At 50.1% G+C, this 17,964-nt stretch carries 13 protein-coding genes, 1 tRNA gene and 3 rRNA genes; 3 read left to right on the forward strand and 14 right to left on the reverse strand.

The features are described from left to right. Window positions 1-71 precede the first annotated feature (71 nt). The 3 genes from dsbA to RAHAQ2_RS21740 all read right to left on the reverse strand — a co-directional run bounded on the left by dsbA (window position 72) and on the right by RAHAQ2_RS21740 (window position 2,089). On the reverse strand, window positions 72-695 hold the full coding sequence (gene dsbA / locus RAHAQ2_RS21730) for a thiol:disulfide interchange protein DsbA (protein WP_015699257.1): 624 nt from the start codon (window positions 693-695) through the stop codon (window positions 72-74). Between the two features lie 45 nt (window positions 696-740). Beyond that, window positions 741-1,727: a serine/threonine protein kinase gene (locus tag RAHAQ2_RS21735; protein ID WP_015699258.1), complete on the reverse strand. Its 987-nt coding sequence runs from the start codon at window positions 1,725-1,727 to the stop codon at window positions 741-743. A gap of 92 nt (window positions 1,728-1,819) precedes the next feature. Further along, window positions 1,820-2,089, reverse strand: coding sequence for a YihD family protein (locus tag RAHAQ2_RS21740; RefSeq protein WP_015699259.1), 270 nt, complete (start codon window positions 2,087-2,089; stop codon window positions 1,820-1,822). Between the two features lie 153 nt (window positions 2,090-2,242). Here RAHAQ2_RS21740 and mobA point away from each other — a divergent pair, with 153 nt between their 5' ends. Beyond that, the gene (gene mobA / locus RAHAQ2_RS21745) at window positions 2,243-2,830 is read left to right on the forward strand and encodes a molybdenum cofactor guanylyltransferase MobA (protein ID WP_015699260.1); all 588 of its coding nucleotides are present in this window, start codon (window positions 2,243-2,245) and stop codon (window positions 2,828-2,830) included. Next, window positions 2,827-3,357: a molybdopterin-guanine dinucleotide biosynthesis protein MobB gene (mobB, locus tag RAHAQ2_RS21750; RefSeq protein ID WP_015699261.1), complete on the forward strand. Its 531-nt coding sequence runs from the start codon at window positions 2,827-2,829 to the stop codon at window positions 3,355-3,357. Before mobA ends, mobB begins: the two co-directional genes overlap by 4 nt. An 81-nt stretch (window positions 3,358-3,438) precedes the next feature. Here the strand turns inward: mobB and rrf are convergent. From rrf to RAHAQ2_RS21770, 4 genes are all read right to left on the reverse strand, one after another. Next, window positions 3,439-3,554: ribosomal RNA gene (gene rrf / locus RAHAQ2_RS21755) — 5S ribosomal RNA — on the reverse strand. A 137-nt stretch (window positions 3,555-3,691) separates the two neighbouring features. Continuing rightward, window positions 3,692-6,600: ribosomal RNA gene (locus RAHAQ2_RS21760) — 23S ribosomal RNA — on the reverse strand. 235 nt (window positions 6,601-6,835) lie between these two features. Then, window positions 6,836-6,911, reverse strand: a tRNA-Glu gene (locus RAHAQ2_RS21765). A 143-nt stretch (window positions 6,912-7,054) separates the two neighbouring features. Continuing rightward, window positions 7,055-8,597: ribosomal RNA gene (locus tag RAHAQ2_RS21770) — 16S ribosomal RNA — on the reverse strand. The 16S, 23S and 5S rRNA genes sit together here with 1 tRNA gene alongside, the layout of an rRNA operon. A gap of 513 nt (window positions 8,598-9,110) precedes the next feature. Between RAHAQ2_RS21770 and RAHAQ2_RS21775 the strand changes: the two genes are divergently transcribed. Continuing rightward, entirely contained in the window at window positions 9,111-9,800 is a 690-nt protein-coding gene (locus tag RAHAQ2_RS21775) for a FadR/GntR family transcriptional regulator (protein ID WP_015699262.1), read from the forward strand. Here the strand turns inward: RAHAQ2_RS21775 and rbsR are convergent. From rbsR to kup, 7 genes are all read right to left on the reverse strand, one after another. Then, window positions 9,783-10,793 (reverse strand): ribose operon transcriptional repressor RbsR, encoded by a 1,011-nt coding sequence (gene rbsR / locus RAHAQ2_RS21780; RefSeq protein WP_015699263.1) that lies wholly within the window; start codon window positions 10,791-10,793, stop codon window positions 9,783-9,785. The two genes, RAHAQ2_RS21775 and rbsR, sit on opposite strands and share 18 nt — an antisense overlap. Then, window positions 10,794-11,723 (reverse strand): ribokinase, encoded by a 930-nt coding sequence (gene rbsK / locus RAHAQ2_RS21785; RefSeq protein WP_015699264.1) that lies wholly within the window; start codon window positions 11,721-11,723, stop codon window positions 10,794-10,796. A gap of 67 nt (window positions 11,724-11,790) precedes the next feature. Then, the gene (rbsB, locus tag RAHAQ2_RS21790; RefSeq protein WP_015699265.1) at window positions 11,791-12,681 is read right to left on the reverse strand and encodes a ribose ABC transporter substrate-binding protein RbsB; all 891 of its coding nucleotides are present in this window, start codon (window positions 12,679-12,681) and stop codon (window positions 11,791-11,793) included. A gap of 23 nt (window positions 12,682-12,704) precedes the next feature. Further along, on the reverse strand, window positions 12,705-13,676 hold the full coding sequence (gene rbsC, locus RAHAQ2_RS21795; protein ID WP_013577668.1) for a ribose ABC transporter permease: 972 nt from the start codon (window positions 13,674-13,676) through the stop codon (window positions 12,705-12,707). Window positions 13,677-13,682: 6 nt separating this feature from the next. Continuing rightward, window positions 13,683-15,188, reverse strand: coding sequence for a ribose ABC transporter ATP-binding protein RbsA (gene rbsA / locus RAHAQ2_RS21800; protein WP_015699266.1), 1,506 nt, complete (start codon window positions 15,186-15,188; stop codon window positions 13,683-13,685). Between the two features lie 7 nt (window positions 15,189-15,195). Continuing rightward, window positions 15,196-15,615 (reverse strand): D-ribose pyranase, encoded by a 420-nt coding sequence (gene rbsD, locus RAHAQ2_RS21805; protein WP_015699267.1) that lies wholly within the window; start codon window positions 15,613-15,615, stop codon window positions 15,196-15,198. A 215-nt stretch (window positions 15,616-15,830) separates the two neighbouring features. Further along, window positions 15,831-17,699, reverse strand: coding sequence for a low affinity potassium transporter Kup (gene kup, locus RAHAQ2_RS21810; protein ID WP_015699268.1), 1,869 nt, complete (start codon window positions 17,697-17,699; stop codon window positions 15,831-15,833). Window positions 17,700-17,964: the final 265 nt, after the last annotated feature.

Here is a 17,964-nt window from a genome sequence, read left to right on the forward strand (position 1 = left end):
ATCCCGAACTTTGTTAATTTTTTCAGAAAATATAACGCCAGCCTGAAGGCTGGCGCTGAGATCAGGGATTCTTATTTTTTCGTGGCTAAGAAATTGATCACATCAGAATATTGTTTGGCATAGATATCCTGTGAGCTGGTATCAAGCCCGTCATTTTTAACCATATATTTGCCGTTCACAAATACAGAAGGAACGCCTTGCAGACCCAAATCAGCAGCTGCTTTTTCCTGCTGAACAACCAGTGATTTCACGACGAAGCTGTTAAGTGCAGCATCATAATCCTCGCCCTTCACGCCAGCCTGAATAAAGACTTTACGGATATCATCAGCATTTTGTACAGACTGTTGTTTTTGTACGGCATCAAACATCAACGGGCTGACTTTATCTTCAACACCCAGAGCAATAGCCACAGCCCACGCCTGTGTTAGTTGTTTACCTAACGGGCCCAGAAATTCAACGTGGTATTTAGTATATTTCACATCTTTTGGCAGGTTCTTACGGATGCTGTCAGAAACATGCCAGACTTGTTCGAACTGATAGCAGTGCGGGCAATAAAATGAGAAAAACTCGAGTACCTGTGGCTCATTAGCTACGGTTTTATCTAGAGTAACGTATTGCGCGCCATCAGAAAATTGCGCAGCAGATACACTGAAGGCCATAACCATACCAACCAGTGCCAGGAATATCTTTTTCATATAAAGCCTATCTCCATTAATTAAATTTCGAACGTTAATCGTGACTCAATACATTGGCATCAGCCGTAAAGGAGGTGCCTGTAATTTCTTCATTTGCTCAGTAAAAGCCGCTATCTGGCCACGCCAAAAATCTTCGTCCTGCATCCAGGGGAAGCTCTTAGGAAATGCAGGATCATCCCAGCGACGGGCAACCCAGGCCAGATAATAAACCATGCGCATAGCACGCAGCGGTTCAATCAAAGACAGTTCACTGGTATCTAAATCAGCAAACTCTCCATAAGCTTCCAGCAAGATATCTAACTGGAGCCTTTGCTCATTTTGGTCGCCATGTAACAACATCCAGAGATCCTGGATTGCCGGACCATTACGGGCATCATCCATATCCACAAACAGCGGTCCGTCTCGCCAGAGAATATTTCCCGGATGGCAATCCCCATGTAAGCGCAAAGGCTGCCAGTCGGTATGCCAGAACTCCTGTGTCGTCGTGATCAGTTTATCTGTCGCAGATAAAAAAGGCTCTCGCAGGCTTTTGGGGATCAGAGGACACTGCGCCAGGACATCACGCGCTCGGGAGAGGTATTCATCAAGGCCAATTGTCGGACGGGCAATGAAGAGACTCTCACTACCAACCTGATGAATACGCCCGAGGAAACGCCCCACCCATTCCAGTTGATCGAGATTATCTATTTCATACTGACGGCCACCGACGCTCGGAAACACGGTGAACATATAACCCTGATAGTGATGAAGTGTATTTTCATTAATAGAAAGAGGGGCAACAGCAGGGATTTCAGCATCAGCCATATCACGAGAAAACCGATGCTCTTCGTGGATTTGTTCTTCACTCCAGCGCTCAGGCCGGTAGAACTTCACCACATAACGTTTTCTGTCTTCTCCCAGAAACTGGTAGACACGATTTTCATAGCTGTTTAAGGCAGTGAGACCGGACTCAGCAATCAGACTGACACTTTCTAACGCATCAAGGATGAGGTCCGGCGACAATGCCTGAAAATTAAAAGCTGAATTGTTCATAACTTCATTCGGGTTAGCCGCGCAGAAAAGTGACAATGGGAAATAGTATCATCTATTTTTGGCGGTTCGCATGAAGTTCACATAAGTTTACATCAATCTTTAATCACACCGCGAGCGCGTAAAATTGCAGTTTTGAAGTCATCTTCATAGTCTTTCTTCAGGCCAGGAATTTCCGTTGTGCTGTCAGTTCCACGCATTTTCAGATGATAAATCAACGTATCATCACTCAGTTCTCCCAAAGGTCCCTGATAGCCACATTCTGTCGCCAGCTTCTGAATAAACTCCAACAGGTTAAGATCACAATCTTCTTTCCATGCAGGATGAAGCAGTTCAATCAACTCATTTACGCGATGTTCTTTCATGATATTCCCTTTCAACTTAGTTACAGACCCTAAAAATAACAGGGTTATTTCTTCAGGGAAAGGACAAGCTGAGCAGGTATCAGTTAAACCTGCCTGGCTGCAAGGTAAGGCGTTACAATGAAAGGTATATAGTCATTTTTACAGGTAAATATTATGGGGCAGGATAACATTACCGGCGTTATTTTAGCGGGTGGTCGTTCGAGCAGGATGGGTGAAGATAAAGGGCTGATCGAAATTAATGGCAAGCCCTTATTTGAACATATTGCCGAAAGATTACGCCCGCAAGTCGGAGATATTCTCATCAGCTGTAACCGGAATACTGAACGATATGGCCGAAATTTCCAGACAGTCCCTGATATTACTCAGGATTTCTCCGGCCCCCTTGCGGGTATGCTTGCCGCATTGTCTGTCAGTAGAACCAAATGGGTACTGTTCGTTCCCTGTGATGTTCCAGCCTTCCCGACAAATCTCGCCGAAGCTTTTTTAGAAAATACGGCCGGACAACAGGCAGTTTATGCCTGTGACGCTGAACGCGAGCATCCGACGCTTTGTCTTCTCAACCGTAATCTGATCCCGGCGCTGAAAACCTATCTCGGTAAGGGAGACCGAAAGTTAATGATTTTCTTACATAAAATCGGTGCAAAATCAGTACTATTCAACGAATCCACAGCCTTTTCTAATCTCAACTCACCAGAAGATGTTGCACTTTGGAAAACCAACAACCAAGACCTATCAAGATGATAAAAAAACAAGTTCCATTGCTTGGAATAGTCGCTTACAGCGGGACAGGGAAAACCACATTGCTAAAGCAGCTTATCCCCTATCTGCGTCAACGTGGCATTCGAACCGGTCTGATAAAGCATACCCATCATGATGTGGACGTAGATACGCCCGGGAAAGACAGCTTTGAGCTACGCAAAGCGGGTGCAAACCAGACTATGGTTGCCAGCAGCAGTCGATGGGCATTAATGACAGAAACTCCTGAGCAGGATCATCTAGACCTTGATTACCTTACAACGCGTTTTGACCACAATAAATTGGATATGATCCTCGTTGAAGGATTTAAACATGAAAATATCGATAAAATTATGCTGCACAGGGAAGGAACAGAGAGAGCATTAGAGCAGTTAATTGACATGCATGTTGTTGCGTTGGCCAGCGATTGTCTATCAGATACTATTTCATCGACAATTAGCGTCTTGAATATAAATGACATAGAAGAAGTTGGTAAATTTGTTATCACGTGGCTGAAAAATAAGCAAAAATAATAGGCTTAGATTTTCTGTTTACTCAAACTCCCGACAGCAAAAAGCCCCGCACTTGCGTGCGGGGCTTTCCACTTATTTGATGCCTGGCAGTTCCCTACTCTCGCATGGGGAGACCCCACACTACCATCGGCGCTACGGCGTTTCACTTCTGAGTTCGGCATGGGGTCAGGTGGGACCACCGCGCTACTGCCGCCAGGCAAATTCTGTTTCATTCATACCGCGTCGTGTCATAATTTCTCATCACACGCCGCCATACGAACCAATACCGGAACATTTCGCTGAAAATCTACTCTCTCGAGTCTGTCTCTCAAATCAAAAACACCTTCGGTGTTGTAAGGTTAAGCCTCTCGGGTCATTAGTACTGGTTAGCTCAATGCATCGCTGCACTTACACACCCAGCCTATCAACGTCTTAGTCTTAAACGTCCCTTCAGGTGGCTTAAAGCCACAGGGAAGACTCATCTCGAGGCAAGTTTCGCGCTTAGATGCTTTCAGCGCTTATCTTTTCCGCATTTAGCTACCGGGCAATGCCATTGGCATGACAACCCGAACACCAGTGATGCGTCCACTCCGGTCCTCTCGTACTAGGAGCAGCCCCTCTCAATCTTCCAACGCCCACGGCAGATAGGGACCGAACTGTCTCACGACGTTCTAAACCCAGCTCGCGTACCACTTTAAATGGCGAACAGCCATACCCTTGGGACCTACTTCAGCCCCAGGATGTGATGAGCCGACATCGAGGTGCCAAACACCGCCGTCGATATGAACTCTTGGGCGGTATCAGCCTGTTATCCCCGGAGTACCTTTTATCCGTTGAGCGATGGCCCTTCCATTCAGAACCACCGGATCACTATGACCTACTTTCGTACCTGCTCGAGCCGTCACTCTCGCAGTCAAGCTAGCTTATGCCATTGCACTAACCTCACGATGTCCGACCGTGATTAGCTAACCTTCGTGCTCCTCCGTTACTCTTTAGGAGGAGACCGCCCCAGTCAAACTACCCACCAGACACTGTCCTCACCCCGGATTACGGGGCCGAGTTAGAACATCAAACATTAAAGGGTGGTATTTCAAGGTTGGCTCCACGCAGACTGGCGTCCACGCTTCAAAGCCTCCCACCTATCCTACACATCAAGGCTCAATGTTCAGTGTCAAGCTATAGTAAAGGTTCACGGGGTCTTTCCGTCTTGCCGCGGGTACACTGCATCTTCACAGCGAGTTCAATTTCACTGAGTCTCGGGTGGAGACAGCCTGGCCATCATTACGCCATTCGTGCAGGTCGGAACTTACCCGACAAGGAATTTCGCTACCTTAGGACCGTTATAGTTACGGCCGCCGTTTACCGGGGCTTCGATCAAGAGCTTCGCCTTGCGGCTGACCCCATCAATTAACCTTCCGGCACCGGGCAGGCGTCACACCGTATACGTCCACTTTCGTGTTTGCACAGTGCTGTGTTTTTATTAAACAGTTGCAGCCAGCTGGTATCTTCGACTGGCTTCAGCTCCGGGAGCAAGTCCCTTCACCTACGCGCCAGCGTGCCTTCTCCCGAAGTTACGGCACCATTTTGCCTAGTTCCTTCACCCGAGTTCTCTCAAGCGCCTGAGTATTCTCTACCTGACCACCTGTGTCGGTTTGGGGTACGATTTCGTGTTACCTGGAGCTTAGAGGCTTTTCCTGGAAGCATGGCATCAGCTACTTCACCACCGTAGTGGCTCGTTATCACGCCTCAGGGTTGATATGCAACCGGATTTACCAGGTCACACCCCCTACACGCTTGAACCGGGACAACCGTCGCCCGGCCAGCCTAGCCTTCTCCGTCCCCCCTTCGCAGTAACACCAAGTGCAGGAATATTAACCTGCTTCCCATCGACTACGCTTTTCAGCCTCGCCTTAGGGGTCGACTCACCCTGCCCCGATTAACGTTGGACAGGAACCCTTGGTCTTCCGGCGTGCGGGTTTTTCACCCGCATTATCGTTACTTATGTCAGCATTCGCACTTCTGATACCTCCAGCAGACCTCACAGTCCACCTTCGACGGCTTACAGAACGCTCCCCTACCCAACAACGCATAAGCGTCGCTGCCGCAGCTTCGGTGCATGGTTTAGCCCCGTTACATCTTCCGCGCAGGCCGACTCGACCAGTGAGCTATTACGCTTTCTTTAAATGATGGCTGCTTCTAAGCCAACATCCTGGCTGTCTATGCCTTCCCACATCGTTTCCCACTTAACCATGACTTTGGGACCTTAGCTGGCGGTCTGGGTTGTTTCCCTCTTCACGACGGACGTTAGCACCCGCCGTGTGTCTCCCGTGATAACATTCTTCGGTATTCGTAGTTTGCATCGAGTTGGTAAGCCGGGATGGCCCCCTAGTCGAAACAGTGCTCTACCCCCGAAGATGAGTTCACGAGGCGCTACCTAAATAGCTTTCGGGGAGAACCAGCTATCTCCCGGTTTGATTGGCCTTTCACCCCCAGCCACAAGTCATCCGCTAATTTTTCAACATTAGTCGGTTCGGTCCTCCAGTTAGTGTTACCCAACCTTCAACCTGCCCATGGCTAGATCACCGGGTTTCGGGTCTATACCTTGCAACTTGACGCCCAGTTAAGACTCGGTTTCCCTACGGCTCCCCTATTCGGTTAACCTTGCTACAAAATATAAGTCGCTGACCCATTATACAAAAGGTACGCAGTCACCCAACAAAGTAGGCTCCCACTGCTTGTACGTACACGGTTTCAGGTTCTATTTCACTCCCCTCGCCGGGGTTCTTTTCGCCTTTCCCTCACGGTACTGGTTCACTATCGGTCAGTCAGGAGTATTTAGCCTTGGAGGATGGTCCCCCCATATTCAGACAGGATGTCACGTGTCCCGCCCTACTCATCGAACTCACAGCCTGTGCATTTTTGTGTACGGGACTATCACCCTGTACCGTGCGACTTTCCAGACGCTTCCACTAACACACAAACTGATTCAGGTTCTGGGCTCTTCCCCGTTCGCTCGCCGCTACTGGGGGAATCTCGGTTGATTTCTTTTCCTCGGGGTACTTAGATGTTTCAGTTCCCCCGGTTCGCCTCATTACACTATGTATTCATGTAATGATAATGTGCCGGAGCACACTGGGTTTCCCCATTCGGGTATCGTCGGGTATAACGGTTCATATCACCTTACCGACGCTTTTCGCAGATTAGCACGCCCTTCATCGCCTCTGACTGCCTAGGCATCCACCGTGTACGCTTAGTCGCTTAACCTCACAACCCGAAGGTGTTTCCACCGTCGCATTGCGATTATTTGAGAGACTCTGTTACAGACTAATCCACCACTCAGTACTGCTACGGAGAGTGATGTTCAGCTGTAAACTTTCAATTTTCAGCTTGTTCCGGATTGTTAAAGAGCAATATCTTAAACACGACTCGTTAAAGTCATCTTTAAGTTATTTTCTGTTCATAAAGAACAGGTGATAATGTCTTTCACACATTATCGGATTGGCGTCCCCAAGGGGATTCGAACCCCTGTTACAGCCGTGAAAGGGCAGTGTCCTAGGCCTCTAGACGATGGGGACACGAAAAATCCGTACCAGACCACATACATGGTTTGGCACTTTTCGTATCAGCGTAAGGTTGCCCTCACCGCATCAACAGGTGCTCTTGCTCATTAATTTCATCAGACAATCTGTGTGGACACTGCACAATGCGTATCTTGAGGTAAGGAGGTGATCCAACCGCAGGTTCCCCTACGGTTACCTTGTTACGACTTCACCCCAGTCATGAATCACAAAGTGGTAAGCGCCCTCCCGAAGGTTAAGCTACCTACTTCTTTTGCAACCCACTCCCATGGTGTGACGGGCGGTGTGTACAAGGCCCGGGAACGTATTCACCGTAGCATTCTGATCTACGATTACTAGCGATTCCGACTTCATGGAGTCGAGTTGCAGACTCCAATCCGGACTACGACATACTTTATGAGGTCCGCTTGCTCTCGCGAGTTCGCTTCTCTTTGTATATGCCATTGTAGCACGTGTGTAGCCCTACTCGTAAGGGCCATGATGACTTGACGTCATCCCCACCTTCCTCCGGTTTATCACCGGCAGTCTCCTTTGAGTTCCCGACATTACTCGCTGGCAACAAAGGATAAGGGTTGCGCTCGTTGCGGGACTTAACCCAACATTTCACAACACGAGCTGACGACAGCCATGCAGCACCTGTCTCACGGTTCCCGAAGGCACTAAGCCATCTCTGGCGAATTCCGTGGATGTCAAGAGTAGGTAAGGTTCTTCGCGTTGCATCGAATTAAACCACATGCTCCACCGCTTGTGCGGGCCCCCGTCAATTCATTTGAGTTTTAACCTTGCGGCCGTACTCCCCAGGCGGTCGACTTAACGCGTTAGCTCCGGAAGCCACGCCTCAAGGGCACAACCTCCAAGTCGACATCGTTTACAGCGTGGACTACCAGGGTATCTAATCCTGTTTGCTCCCCACGCTTTCGCACCTGAGCGTCAGTCTTTGTCCAGGGGGCCGCCTTCGCCACCGGTATTCCTCCAGATCTCTACGCATTTCACCGCTACACCTGGAATTCTACCCCCCTCTACAAGACTCTAGCTTGCCAGTTTCAAATGCAGTTCCCACGTTAAGCGCGGGGATTTCACATCTGACTTAACAAACCGCCTGCGTGCGCTTTACGCCCAGTAATTCCGATTAACGCTTGCACCCTCCGTATTACCGCGGCTGCTGGCACGGAGTTAGCCGGTGCTTCTTCTGCGAGTAACGTCAATCACCACACGTATTAAGTATGATGCCTTCCTCCTCGCTGAAAGTGCTTTACAACCCTAAGGCCTTCTTCACACACGCGGCATGGCTGCATCAGGCTTGCGCCCATTGTGCAATATTCCCCACTGCTGCCTCCCGTAGGAGTCTGGACCGTGTCTCAGTTCCAGTGTGGCTGGTCATCCTCTCAGACCAGCTAGGGATCGTCGCCTAGGTGAGCCATTACCTCACCTACTAGCTAATCCCATCTGGGCACATCCGATGGCGTGAGGTCCGAAGATCCCCCACTTTGCTCTTTCGAGGTCATGCGGTATTAGCTACCGTTTCCAGTAGTTATCCCCCTCCATCAGGCAGTTTCCCAGACATTACTCACCCGTCCGCCGCTCGCCGGCAAAGTAGCAAGCTACTTCCCGCTGCCGCTCGACTTGCATGTGTTAGGCCTGCCGCCAGCGTTCAATCTGAGCCATGATCAAACTCTTCAATTAAAAGTTCGATTTGCTTCAACAAGTGAAGCGGTGCTCAGAGATTACTTCGTAATAATTCAACTAAATGAATTACTGCTTGGTCACTCTAAGACTTGATATTTTTTTGCCACCGAGATGGCTGATATCGTCTTGTGAGTGCCCACACAGATTGTCTGATAAATTGTTAAAGAGCATGCCGCGGTTCGCAAGGAATCTTATGCGGCGCGGGAGGCGTATATTACGTTTTCCCGCTGAAGAGTCAAGAGATTATTCATTCGAACATTCTTCTTTTTCTCTTCCCGTCCGGGCGACGTATCAGTCGTTGTTCCCGGTCAGTGGAGGCGCATTATAGGGAGTTCTCAGAAGGCCGCAACCCTTAAATTCACTTTTTTCGCCAACCGTTCATTATTCCGTCAATTTCGCCCAAAATGGATAAATACCGATCGTTTTTCGTTAAAAACATACCAGTTCCAAGCCAGAGGCTAGAGTAAACTCTCCTTTATAATAAGAGAAAGACATTCAGGAATACCTTACATGCTACTAAATGCGCATCAACAGGCGGCTCAGCGTAACCTTTCTTACCTGCTGGCGGAGAAAATTGCACAGCGCATTTTGTCTGGCGAGTATCCGGAAGGGTCTATTCTTCCTGGCGAGAATGAGTTAGGAGAGATTTTTGGTGTCAGCCGGACGGCCGTGCGTGAAGCAGTAAAAACGCTGGCGGCCAAGGGAATGCTTTTACCCCGTCCGCGTATTGGTACCCGGGTGATGCCGCAATCGAACTGGAACTTTCTCGATCAGGAATTGCTAAACTGGTGGATGACCCGTGAAAACTTCGATCAGGTGATGGCACATTTCATTGTTTTGCGCAGAGCGCTCGAACCTCAGGCCTGCGCCTTAGCGGCACTCTCTGCCAGTAAAGAGCAAAAACATCAGCTCTCTCTTTATATGTATGAAATGCGCCGGTTGCATGACAGCTTTGATCGGGAACGCTGGATAACGGTAGATACACAGTTTCACCAGCTAATCTATGAAGCGGGGAAAAATCCTTTCCTGACTTCTTTCTCGAATTTATTCAGTTCAGTGTATCAGAGTTATTTTCGGGCAATTACAGGCAATGAAGTCATCAAGCTGGAACATCACCAACGGCTGACGGATGCCATTCTGGCCAGCAATGCTTCTGCAGCTTTGCTGGAATGTCAGAGTCTGTTAATTGCCGATGAATGAACCCACAGACTGACGCACTACCAGTTCCGGCGTTAATACTAAGACCTGCGGTTCTGAATCCGGCTCCTGCAACCGATGCAGTAATGCATCAACGGCCAATTCTCCCAGTGAGTCTTTAGGTTGATGAATAGTTGTCAGCGGCGGCATCATATATTGTGCCAGCTCTATGTCATCGTAACCTATCACGGCAACATCCTCTGGGACGCGCAACCCACACTGATAAAGCGTCTGATATACGCCAACGGCCATCGCGTCGTTGCCGGCAAAAACGGCATGAGGCGGTTCGGGCAGCGCCAGCAACTTTTGCATTGCGGCTAATCCGCCTTCAAATTCAAAATCAGCACTCACTTCATAACCGGGAAAAATCGTTAAACCGTTTTTTTCCATGGCCTGACGATATCCACTCAGCCGTTCCTGTGCAGTCGTTTTATCCAACGGGCCGGTAATGCAGGCGATGCGATGATAACCGCGGCGGATTAAAAATTCCGTCGCCATTTCGCCGCCCAACAGCGCGTTATCCTGAATAATATCTATCGCGCCATCAAAAGGTGACCAGTCCATCATCACAATGGGTAGTGAAGGATAACGGCTAATAGCGTCTTTCGATGGCCGGTGGTTTTCCGTACACATGATCAGCAGCCCGTCGACCCGCTTTTGCAACAATGTTTCCAGGCTGCGGTTCATACGTTCAGCATCATTATCGGTATTACATAAAATAAGGCTGTAGCCGCGTTCATAACAACTACGCTCAACGCCACGCACGACTTCAGAATAGAAAGGGTTACTGCTGGCGGTCAGCAACATGCCGAGGGTGCGTGTCTGGTTCAGCTTAAGACTGCGGGCCAGGGCGGAAGGCGCATAGTTGAGTTGTTCAACAGCAGCATTCACTTTGTTAGCGATAGATTCACTGACAAAACGATTCTTGTTGATCACATGGGAAACAGTTGAGGTTGAAACGCCCGCGAGACGGGCGACATCTTTCATGGTGGCCAATCAGGCCTCCTGTTGTGCGAGGAAATCGTCTATTTCTTTGCGCCACGGGACAGAAGGTTGCGCACCAGGGCGCGTCACGGCAATCGCCGCCGCCGCATGCGCGAATCGTATCGCACAGTCCATCATTTTACCTTCAAGCAACGCGGTGACTAATGCACCGTTAAAGGTATCACCTGCGGCTATCGTATCGACGGCTTTAACGCAGAACCCCGCAACCAACTTTCCTTCGCCGTTCTGGCTCAGCCAGACACCTTTACTGCCCAATGTAATGATGACGGTTGCGATGCCTTTGTCATGCAAAACTTTCGCGGCGCGATCGGCATCTTCATTATTATCGACTTTAATCCCCGTCAGCTTTTCGGCTTCTGTTTCATTCGGGGTGATCATATCCACCCGCGCAAGCAGTTCATCGGGCAATTCACACGCCGGAGCCGGATTGAGGATAACCTGCGTGTCGTTGTCTTTGGCGATTTTCGCCGCCGCAATCACCGTCTCAAGCGGCGATTCCAGCTGCATTAATAAAGCAGACGCGCTGATGATCTGCTGTTTATAGCGATCAAGGTATTCCGGCGTCACAGCTTTATTCGCCCCCGCATCGATACCGATAACGTTCTCACCTTCCGCATTCACGAAAATCAGTGCAACGCCGGTGGTTGAGTCTTTGATGGCCTCGATGGGTTGCGTATCAATACGGTCACTGGCCAGCTGTTTACGAACGCGCTCGCCAATATCGTCATCTCCCACACAGGCAATAAAAGAAATATCAGCACCACTGCGACCGGCTGCAACGGCCTGATTCGCCCCTTTGCCGCCAAAGGCTACAGTGTATTGCTTTCCAATAACCGTTTCGCCCGGTTGCGGGAAGTGGTTGATATTCAAAATGTGGTCAGCGTTGATACTGCCGAGTACCACCAGTTTGCCGGTTTTCATGTGGAGATCCCTGAGTCAGATAGCGCCTCCCTCAGGAGGCGCAGTTACAGCATAGATAAAAAGAGTATTACGGCTGAGCAACCAGTTTCAAATCAACAGGAATAACAGCTGGCACTTTCTCGCCTTTCAGCACTTTATCCGCAGTCTGAATGCCGATCACACCGATTTGTTCAGGACGCTGTGCCACAGTCGCACCCATTTTGCCGCTGTTAACCGCTTTGATACCGTCTTCGGTGCCGTCAAAGCCAACGACCAGCACATCCGTTTTACCGGCAGTCTGCAGGGCGCGCAAAGCACCGAGCGCCATTTCGTCATTCTGAGCGAACACAGCCTGTACATCCTGATGTGCGGTCAGAAGATTCTGCATAACGTTCAGGCCCTTGGTGCGGTCGAAGTCAGCAGGCTGGCTGGCGAGGATCTGGAAATGGTGTTTTTCAGCGGCCTGAGCGAAACCTTTACCGCGTTCACGGGCAACAGACGTCCCGGCGATACCTTCGAGTTCAATGACTTTAGCGTTTTCGCCCAGTTTCTTGGCGATGTAATCACCGGCCATTTTACCGCCGAAGGCGTTATCGGACGCGACATGGCTGGCGACAACGCCTTTAGTTGCCTGACGGTCAAGGGTGATCACCGGGATTTTCGCCTGATTTGCCATCGCCACGGCATTACCTACCGCATCAGAATCCGTCGGGTTGATCAGCATCAGCTTGGTGCCACGAACCGTCAGGTCCTGTACGTTTGCCAGCTCTTTCGCCGGGTTGTTCTGAGAATCAAGAACCACCAGGTTATAACCCAGTTTGTCCGCTTCTTTTTGCGCGCCGTCTTTCATGGAGACGAAGAACGGATTGTTCAGCGTGGAAACGACCAGCGCAATGGTGTCTTTCGCCAGAACGTTAGCACTGAAAGAAGCGGTGATCGCTGCGGCGGAAACCCAGACAGCCAGTTTTTTCATATTCATGGTCATAAGTCCTGTAGGAGAGTTTATTTGTTGCTTTTGTTATCCACCAGAACCGCCAGCAGAATGACAACTGCTTTTACGATCATCTGGTAGTAGGAAGAAACACCTAATAAGTTCAAACCGTTATTCAGGAAGCCAAGGATCAATGCACCGATCAGCGTTCCAACAATGCGTCCTTTACCCCCGGACAGGCTGGTTCCCCCTAATACCACTGCGGCAATAGCATCCAGCTCATAACCTGTACCTGCGTTAGGCTGCGCAGAAGATAAGCGCGCCACTTCGATGATACTGGCCAGAGCGGCTAACAAACCACACAGGGAGTAGACGATAATTTTGACTTTATCGACGCTGATACCTGACAGACGCGTAGCGGATTCGTTACCACCCAGCGCGTAGATATAGCGCCCCAGCCGGGTGTGATGCAGCATGTACCACGCCGCAATAAACACCACAGCCATCAGCCAGACTGGCGTCGGGATACCCAGCGGGCGACCGATACCAAACCAGCCAAATACATCAGCGACATCATTAAAACCGGTACTGATCGGACTGCCGTTGGTGTACACCATCGTGATGCCACGCAGCAACAACATCATGACCAGCGTAGCGATGAACGCCTGAACTTTACCTTTGGCCACAATCATTCCTGTGACGCCACCGACAGCAGCACCCAGCGCCAGTGCGGCACCCACGGCGACAAATGCGTTCACTTCCAGGCCGACAATCGAGGCAGCGACGGCACCGGTCAGCGCCAGCAAAGAGCCGACGGACAAATCGATACCGGACGTCAGGATCACCAGCGTCATCCCGACCGCCATAATGGCGTTGACGGACGTCTGCTGAAGGATGTTAAACAGGTTATTGACCGTAAAGAAATTCGGGCTCATGGAAGAGACCACGGCAATCAACACCAGCAGCGCAATCAGAGACTTTTGCTCCAGCAACCACTCTTTACTGATCCAGCGCTTTTTAGCTGGCAATGTCTGAGAACTCATATCTGATTACTCCTGCGTCACGCCATATTGCTTGCCGACAGCGGCTGCCATCAACACTTCTTGCGTAGCCTGTTCTATCGGGAATTCACCGCTTAAATGACCTTCATGCATCACCAAAACCCGGTCACTCATACCGATCACTTCCGGCATTTCTGAGGAAACCAAAATGATGCTCAGCCCTTCGCGCTTGAACTGGTTTATAAGCTGGTAAATCTCTTTTTTGGCACCGACGTCAACGCCGCGCGTCGGTTCGTCGAGGATCAGGACTTTCGGCCGTGTCATTAAACCGCGGGCAATCGCCACTTTTTGCTGATTACCGCCGGATAGCAGACCGATGGTCTGCATCATCGACGGCGTTTTGATATTGAAGAGGCGGATGAAATCACCGACAGCCTGCTGTTCTTCGGCATGTTTAAGGCGCCCGCCGCGGTGGCTGAAATAGCGCAAGGCGGTCAGCGACATGTTTTCTTTCACGGACATGCCGAGCACTAAACCGTCGCGCTTACGGTCTTCAGAGATGTAAACAATGCCGTTTGCCAGTCCGTCTTGCGGAGAGTGAGTTACGACTTCGCGGCCATCAAGCGCCACATAACCACTTTTACGCGGTAAGGCACCGTAGAGAATTTTCATCAGTTCGGTACGGCCCGCACCCATCAAACCGGAAATGCCCAGAATTTCGCCGCTGTGCAAATCAAAGCTGACGTTATCTACGCCGGGTCCGCTGACATCGCGCACCTGCAAACGCAGCGCACCACGTTCATGATAAATACGCGGATATTGTTCTTCCAGACGGCGACCCACCATCATTTCAATCAGCGTGTCTTCTTCAAGCGAACTGACCGGACGCTCTGCGATGAACTGCCCGTCACGAAATACCGTCACGTCGTCGCAGATTTCGAAGATTTCTTTCATGCGGTGAGATATGTAAACCACACCACAGCCAGCGGCTTTCAGTTCACGGATCACGCTAAATAAAGAGGCGGTTTCGGTATCGGTCAGGGCATCCGTCGGCTCATCCATAATAATGACTTTGGATTCAAAGCTGAGCACTTTGGCAATCTCGACCATCTGTTGGTCGCCGATGGATAAGTCACCCACCAGCCGATCGCTTTTGTAACGCAGATTCAGGCGCGCCAGCAGTTTATCGGCTTCGGCATACATCTTTTTCCAGTTGATGCGGCCAAAACCGTTCACAAACTCACGGCCAAGGAAGATGTTTTCAGCAATGGTCAGTTGGGGGATCAGATTTAATTCCTGATGGATAATACCGATCCCAGCTTCCTGCGACGCTTTCGGACCGTTGAACGTCGCTTCCTTACCCAGAAAATGTACTGAGCCGGCATCTTTTTGGTAGATGCCGGTCAGCACTTTCATCATGGTGGACTTGCCCGCGCCGTTTTCTCCCACTAACGCCATCACACGTCCCGGATAGACGCTAAGCGCCGCGCCGGAAAGTGCTTTTACGCCGGGAAAGGCTTTATCAATGCCTGTCAGTTGCAGCAAAGGTTGCATAAAAGCCTCAGAAGGTTACGCCGGCACACAGAATAACGTTCGCGTAAGGCGAACATTCCCCGCTGCGGATCACAGCCCGACTTTTTTCGGTTTGTGCTTTGAATGCCTCATGACTGACGTAATCCAAAGCAATGGTATTTCCCTGGTGTTGTTCGAGTTGTGTCAATTGGGTGAGCAACGCTTCATGGAGTTGAGGATTTTTAGTGAGGATTTCCTCTGCGAGGATAGCCCGCTCAACCTGCATCTCATGTGTCACTACCTCTAAGACTTGTAAAAAGGTGGGGACTCCCTGGGTTAGCGCCAGATCGATGCGTTGGCAAGCTGCTGGCACCGGAAGACCGGCATCGCCAATAACCAGCTGATCGGTGTGACCTAACCTGGCAATAACATGTGAGACTTCGGCATTTAACAGCGATGACTTCTTCATTATGAACTCCTACAGCGAAACGTTTCGCTCGCTGATGAGTTTATAAAGATTAACGGACATGGCAATGAAGTTATGGTGGAATTGTGATCAGCATCGAAACGTTTCGCTGAAGGATTCAAAAACAGCGGAGGAATTTGAGTTAATCGTTTCGTAAAAGCAGAAGCAGAAATAAAACAGGGTACCCGAAGGTACCCTGTGAGCAGCGGAAATGAGGATCAGATTTCGACCTGCGTGCCGAGTTCAATTACCCGGTTCGGCGGAATTTCAAACTGATCCGGCGCACGCAGGGCATTGCGGCTGAGTGCCATAAAGAGTTTTCCCCGGAAGTAGAGATACCACGGACGCTTGGTCAGGATCAGCGATTCATGCGACATAAAGAATGACGTTTCCATCATCCGGCACGGCAAGCCTTCCAGACCACAACGGTGGAACACTTCTTCCACATTCGGCGTCTCTTTAAACCCGTAACTGGCCACAACACGCCAGAACGTCGGCGAAAGCTGCTCGATAGTGACTCGCCGGACGTTATGCACATAAGGCGCATCTTCCGTGCGCAGCGTCAGCAGTACCACGCGCTCATGCAATACTTTGTTGTGTTTAAGGTTGTGCAACAACGCAAACGGAATGACGTTGATGGCACGCGACATATACACAGCCGTTCCCGGAACACGCACCGGCGGGGATTTCTCCAGAGAGGCGATCATCGCCTCCAGGGAATTCCCGTGCTCGTTCATACGACGCATAAGGCGGAAGCGCTCGCTTTTCCAGGTGGTCATAACAATGAACATGCACAGACCCAGCGTCAGCGGCAACCAGCCACCGGAGAACAGTTTAGTGGCGTTCGCCGCGAACAGCGGAATATCCATAAACAGCAGTCCGATCGCCAAAAGTCCAACCAGGAACGGTTTCCAGTGCCAGTTTTTGAGCGCAACCGTACAGGAAAGAATACTGGTCAGCACCATCGTACCGGTTACGGCAATACCGTATGCCGCTGCCAGATTACTCGAATGCTCGAAGCTGGCGATAACAATAACTACTGCAAAATACAGCAACCAGTTGATGGCCGGGATGTAAATCTGTCCCGCTTCCATTTCTGAGGTGTGGATGATGCGCATCGGTGGTAAATAGCCCAAACGCACAGCCTGACGCGTCAGGGAGAACACACCGGAAATAACCGCCTGAGAGGCGATAATGGTGGCGAGCGTTGCCAGAATCAGTAACGGGATTAATGCCCAGTCAGGTGCCAGCAGGAAGAACGGGTTCTTAATCGACTCCGGATCTTTGAGCAGCAATGCGCCCTGACCGAAATAGTTTAGCACCAGAGAAGGCAACACCACGGTGAACCAGGCAAGACGGATAGGGAATTTCCCGAAGTGCCCCATATCGGCATATAACGCTTCAACACCGGTAATCGACAGAACCACCGCGCCAAGTGCCAGGAAGGAAAACGACTTATGCTCAATAAAGAAGTTAACTGCCCACATCGGGTTCATGGCGCGCAGCACTTCAGGGTTCTGCATGATGCTGTTCACACCGAGAACAGCCAGCGTCAGGAACCACAGCAACATCACCGGCGCAAAGAGTTTGCCGACAATACCGGTGCCGTGTTTCTGAATAATGAAAAGCAGCGTCAGGACAGTGATAGAAAGTGGGACGATATAAGGATCGAGTGAAGGTGCTGCGATTTCGAGACCTTCCATCGCGGAAAGCACTGAAATAGCCGGTGTGATCACCACTTCACCATAGAAGAAACTTCCGCCGATCAGGCCAAGGATGACCAGAACCGCAGTGGTGCGTGCCGACGTGTTTCTGCCTGCCAGAGACATCAGCGTCAAAATACCGCCTTCGCCTGCATTGTCCGCCCGCATCACGTAAGTGAGGTACTTGAGCGAAACAATAAGGATTAACATCCAGAAAATCAGAGAAAGAAAACCAAAAACGACGCTGGGTTCAACGTTAAAACCATAGTGACCAGAAAAACACTCTCTCAAGGTATAGAGAGGGCTGGTACCAATGTCGCCATAGACCACACCAATGGCGGCCAGGGTTACTGCTGGGAGTGACCGTTTATGTTCAGTGCTCATATTTCGTTTCTTTTTTGCTCGAACATCCGTAAGCGATGTGTGCGCTCAGACTAATGATGCCCACTAAAAGGCGCACAGTATGCACGAATAAATCAGATTGCCTACCCTTAAATGTGCAGTTAAACCGGCGTTCCTATGAACGAGGTCACATTTCAGATAATAGAAAATTTTTAGTAATCAACAAGCTATAACGATAAAAATAAACGTGGCATATCGTTACCAGCCAGTACACTATTCAATAACTCAATGGAAACCGGAAGAGACA

This window comes from Rahnella aquatilis CIP 78.65 = ATCC 33071, assembly GCF_000241955.1.
GTDB classification, from domain to species: domain Bacteria; phylum Pseudomonadota; class Gammaproteobacteria; order Enterobacterales; family Enterobacteriaceae; genus Rahnella; species Rahnella aquatilis.

Coding starts and splice junctions, on each gene's coding strand:
- kup (WP_015699268.1), bottom strand. CDS start 17,699: ATGAGCACTGAACATAAACGGTCACTCCCAGCAGTAACCCTGGCCGCC.
- mobA (WP_015699260.1), top strand. CDS start 2,243: ATGGGGCAGGATAACATTACCGGCGTTATTTTAGCGGGTGGTCGTTCG.
- mobB (WP_015699261.1), top strand. CDS start 2,827: ATGATAAAAAAACAAGTTCCATTGCTTGGAATAGTCGCTTACAGCGGG.
- rbsC (WP_013577668.1), bottom strand. CDS start 13,676: ATGAGTTCTCAGACATTGCCAGCTAAAAAGCGCTGGATCAGTAAAGAG.
- rbsA (WP_015699266.1), bottom strand. CDS start 15,188: ATGCAACCTTTGCTGCAACTGACAGGCATTGATAAAGCCTTTCCCGGC.
- RAHAQ2_RS21735 (WP_015699258.1), bottom strand. CDS start 1,727: ATGAACAATTCAGCTTTTAATTTTCAGGCATTGTCGCCGGACCTCATC.
- dsbA (WP_015699257.1), bottom strand. CDS start 695: ATGAAAAAGATATTCCTGGCACTGGTTGGTATGGTTATGGCCTTCAGT.
- rbsB (WP_015699265.1), bottom strand. CDS start 12,681: ATGAATATGAAAAAACTGGCTGTCTGGGTTTCCGCCGCAGCGATCACC.
- rbsD (WP_015699267.1), bottom strand. CDS start 15,615: ATGAAGAAGTCATCGCTGTTAAATGCCGAAGTCTCACATGTTATTGCC.
- RAHAQ2_RS21740 (WP_015699259.1), bottom strand. CDS start 2,089: ATGAAAGAACATCGCGTAAATGAGTTGATTGAACTGCTTCATCCTGCA.
- RAHAQ2_RS21775 (WP_015699262.1), top strand. CDS start 9,111: ATGCTACTAAATGCGCATCAACAGGCGGCTCAGCGTAACCTTTCTTAC.
- rbsK (WP_015699264.1), bottom strand. CDS start 11,723: ATGAAAACCGGCAAACTGGTGGTACTCGGCAGTATCAACGCTGACCAC.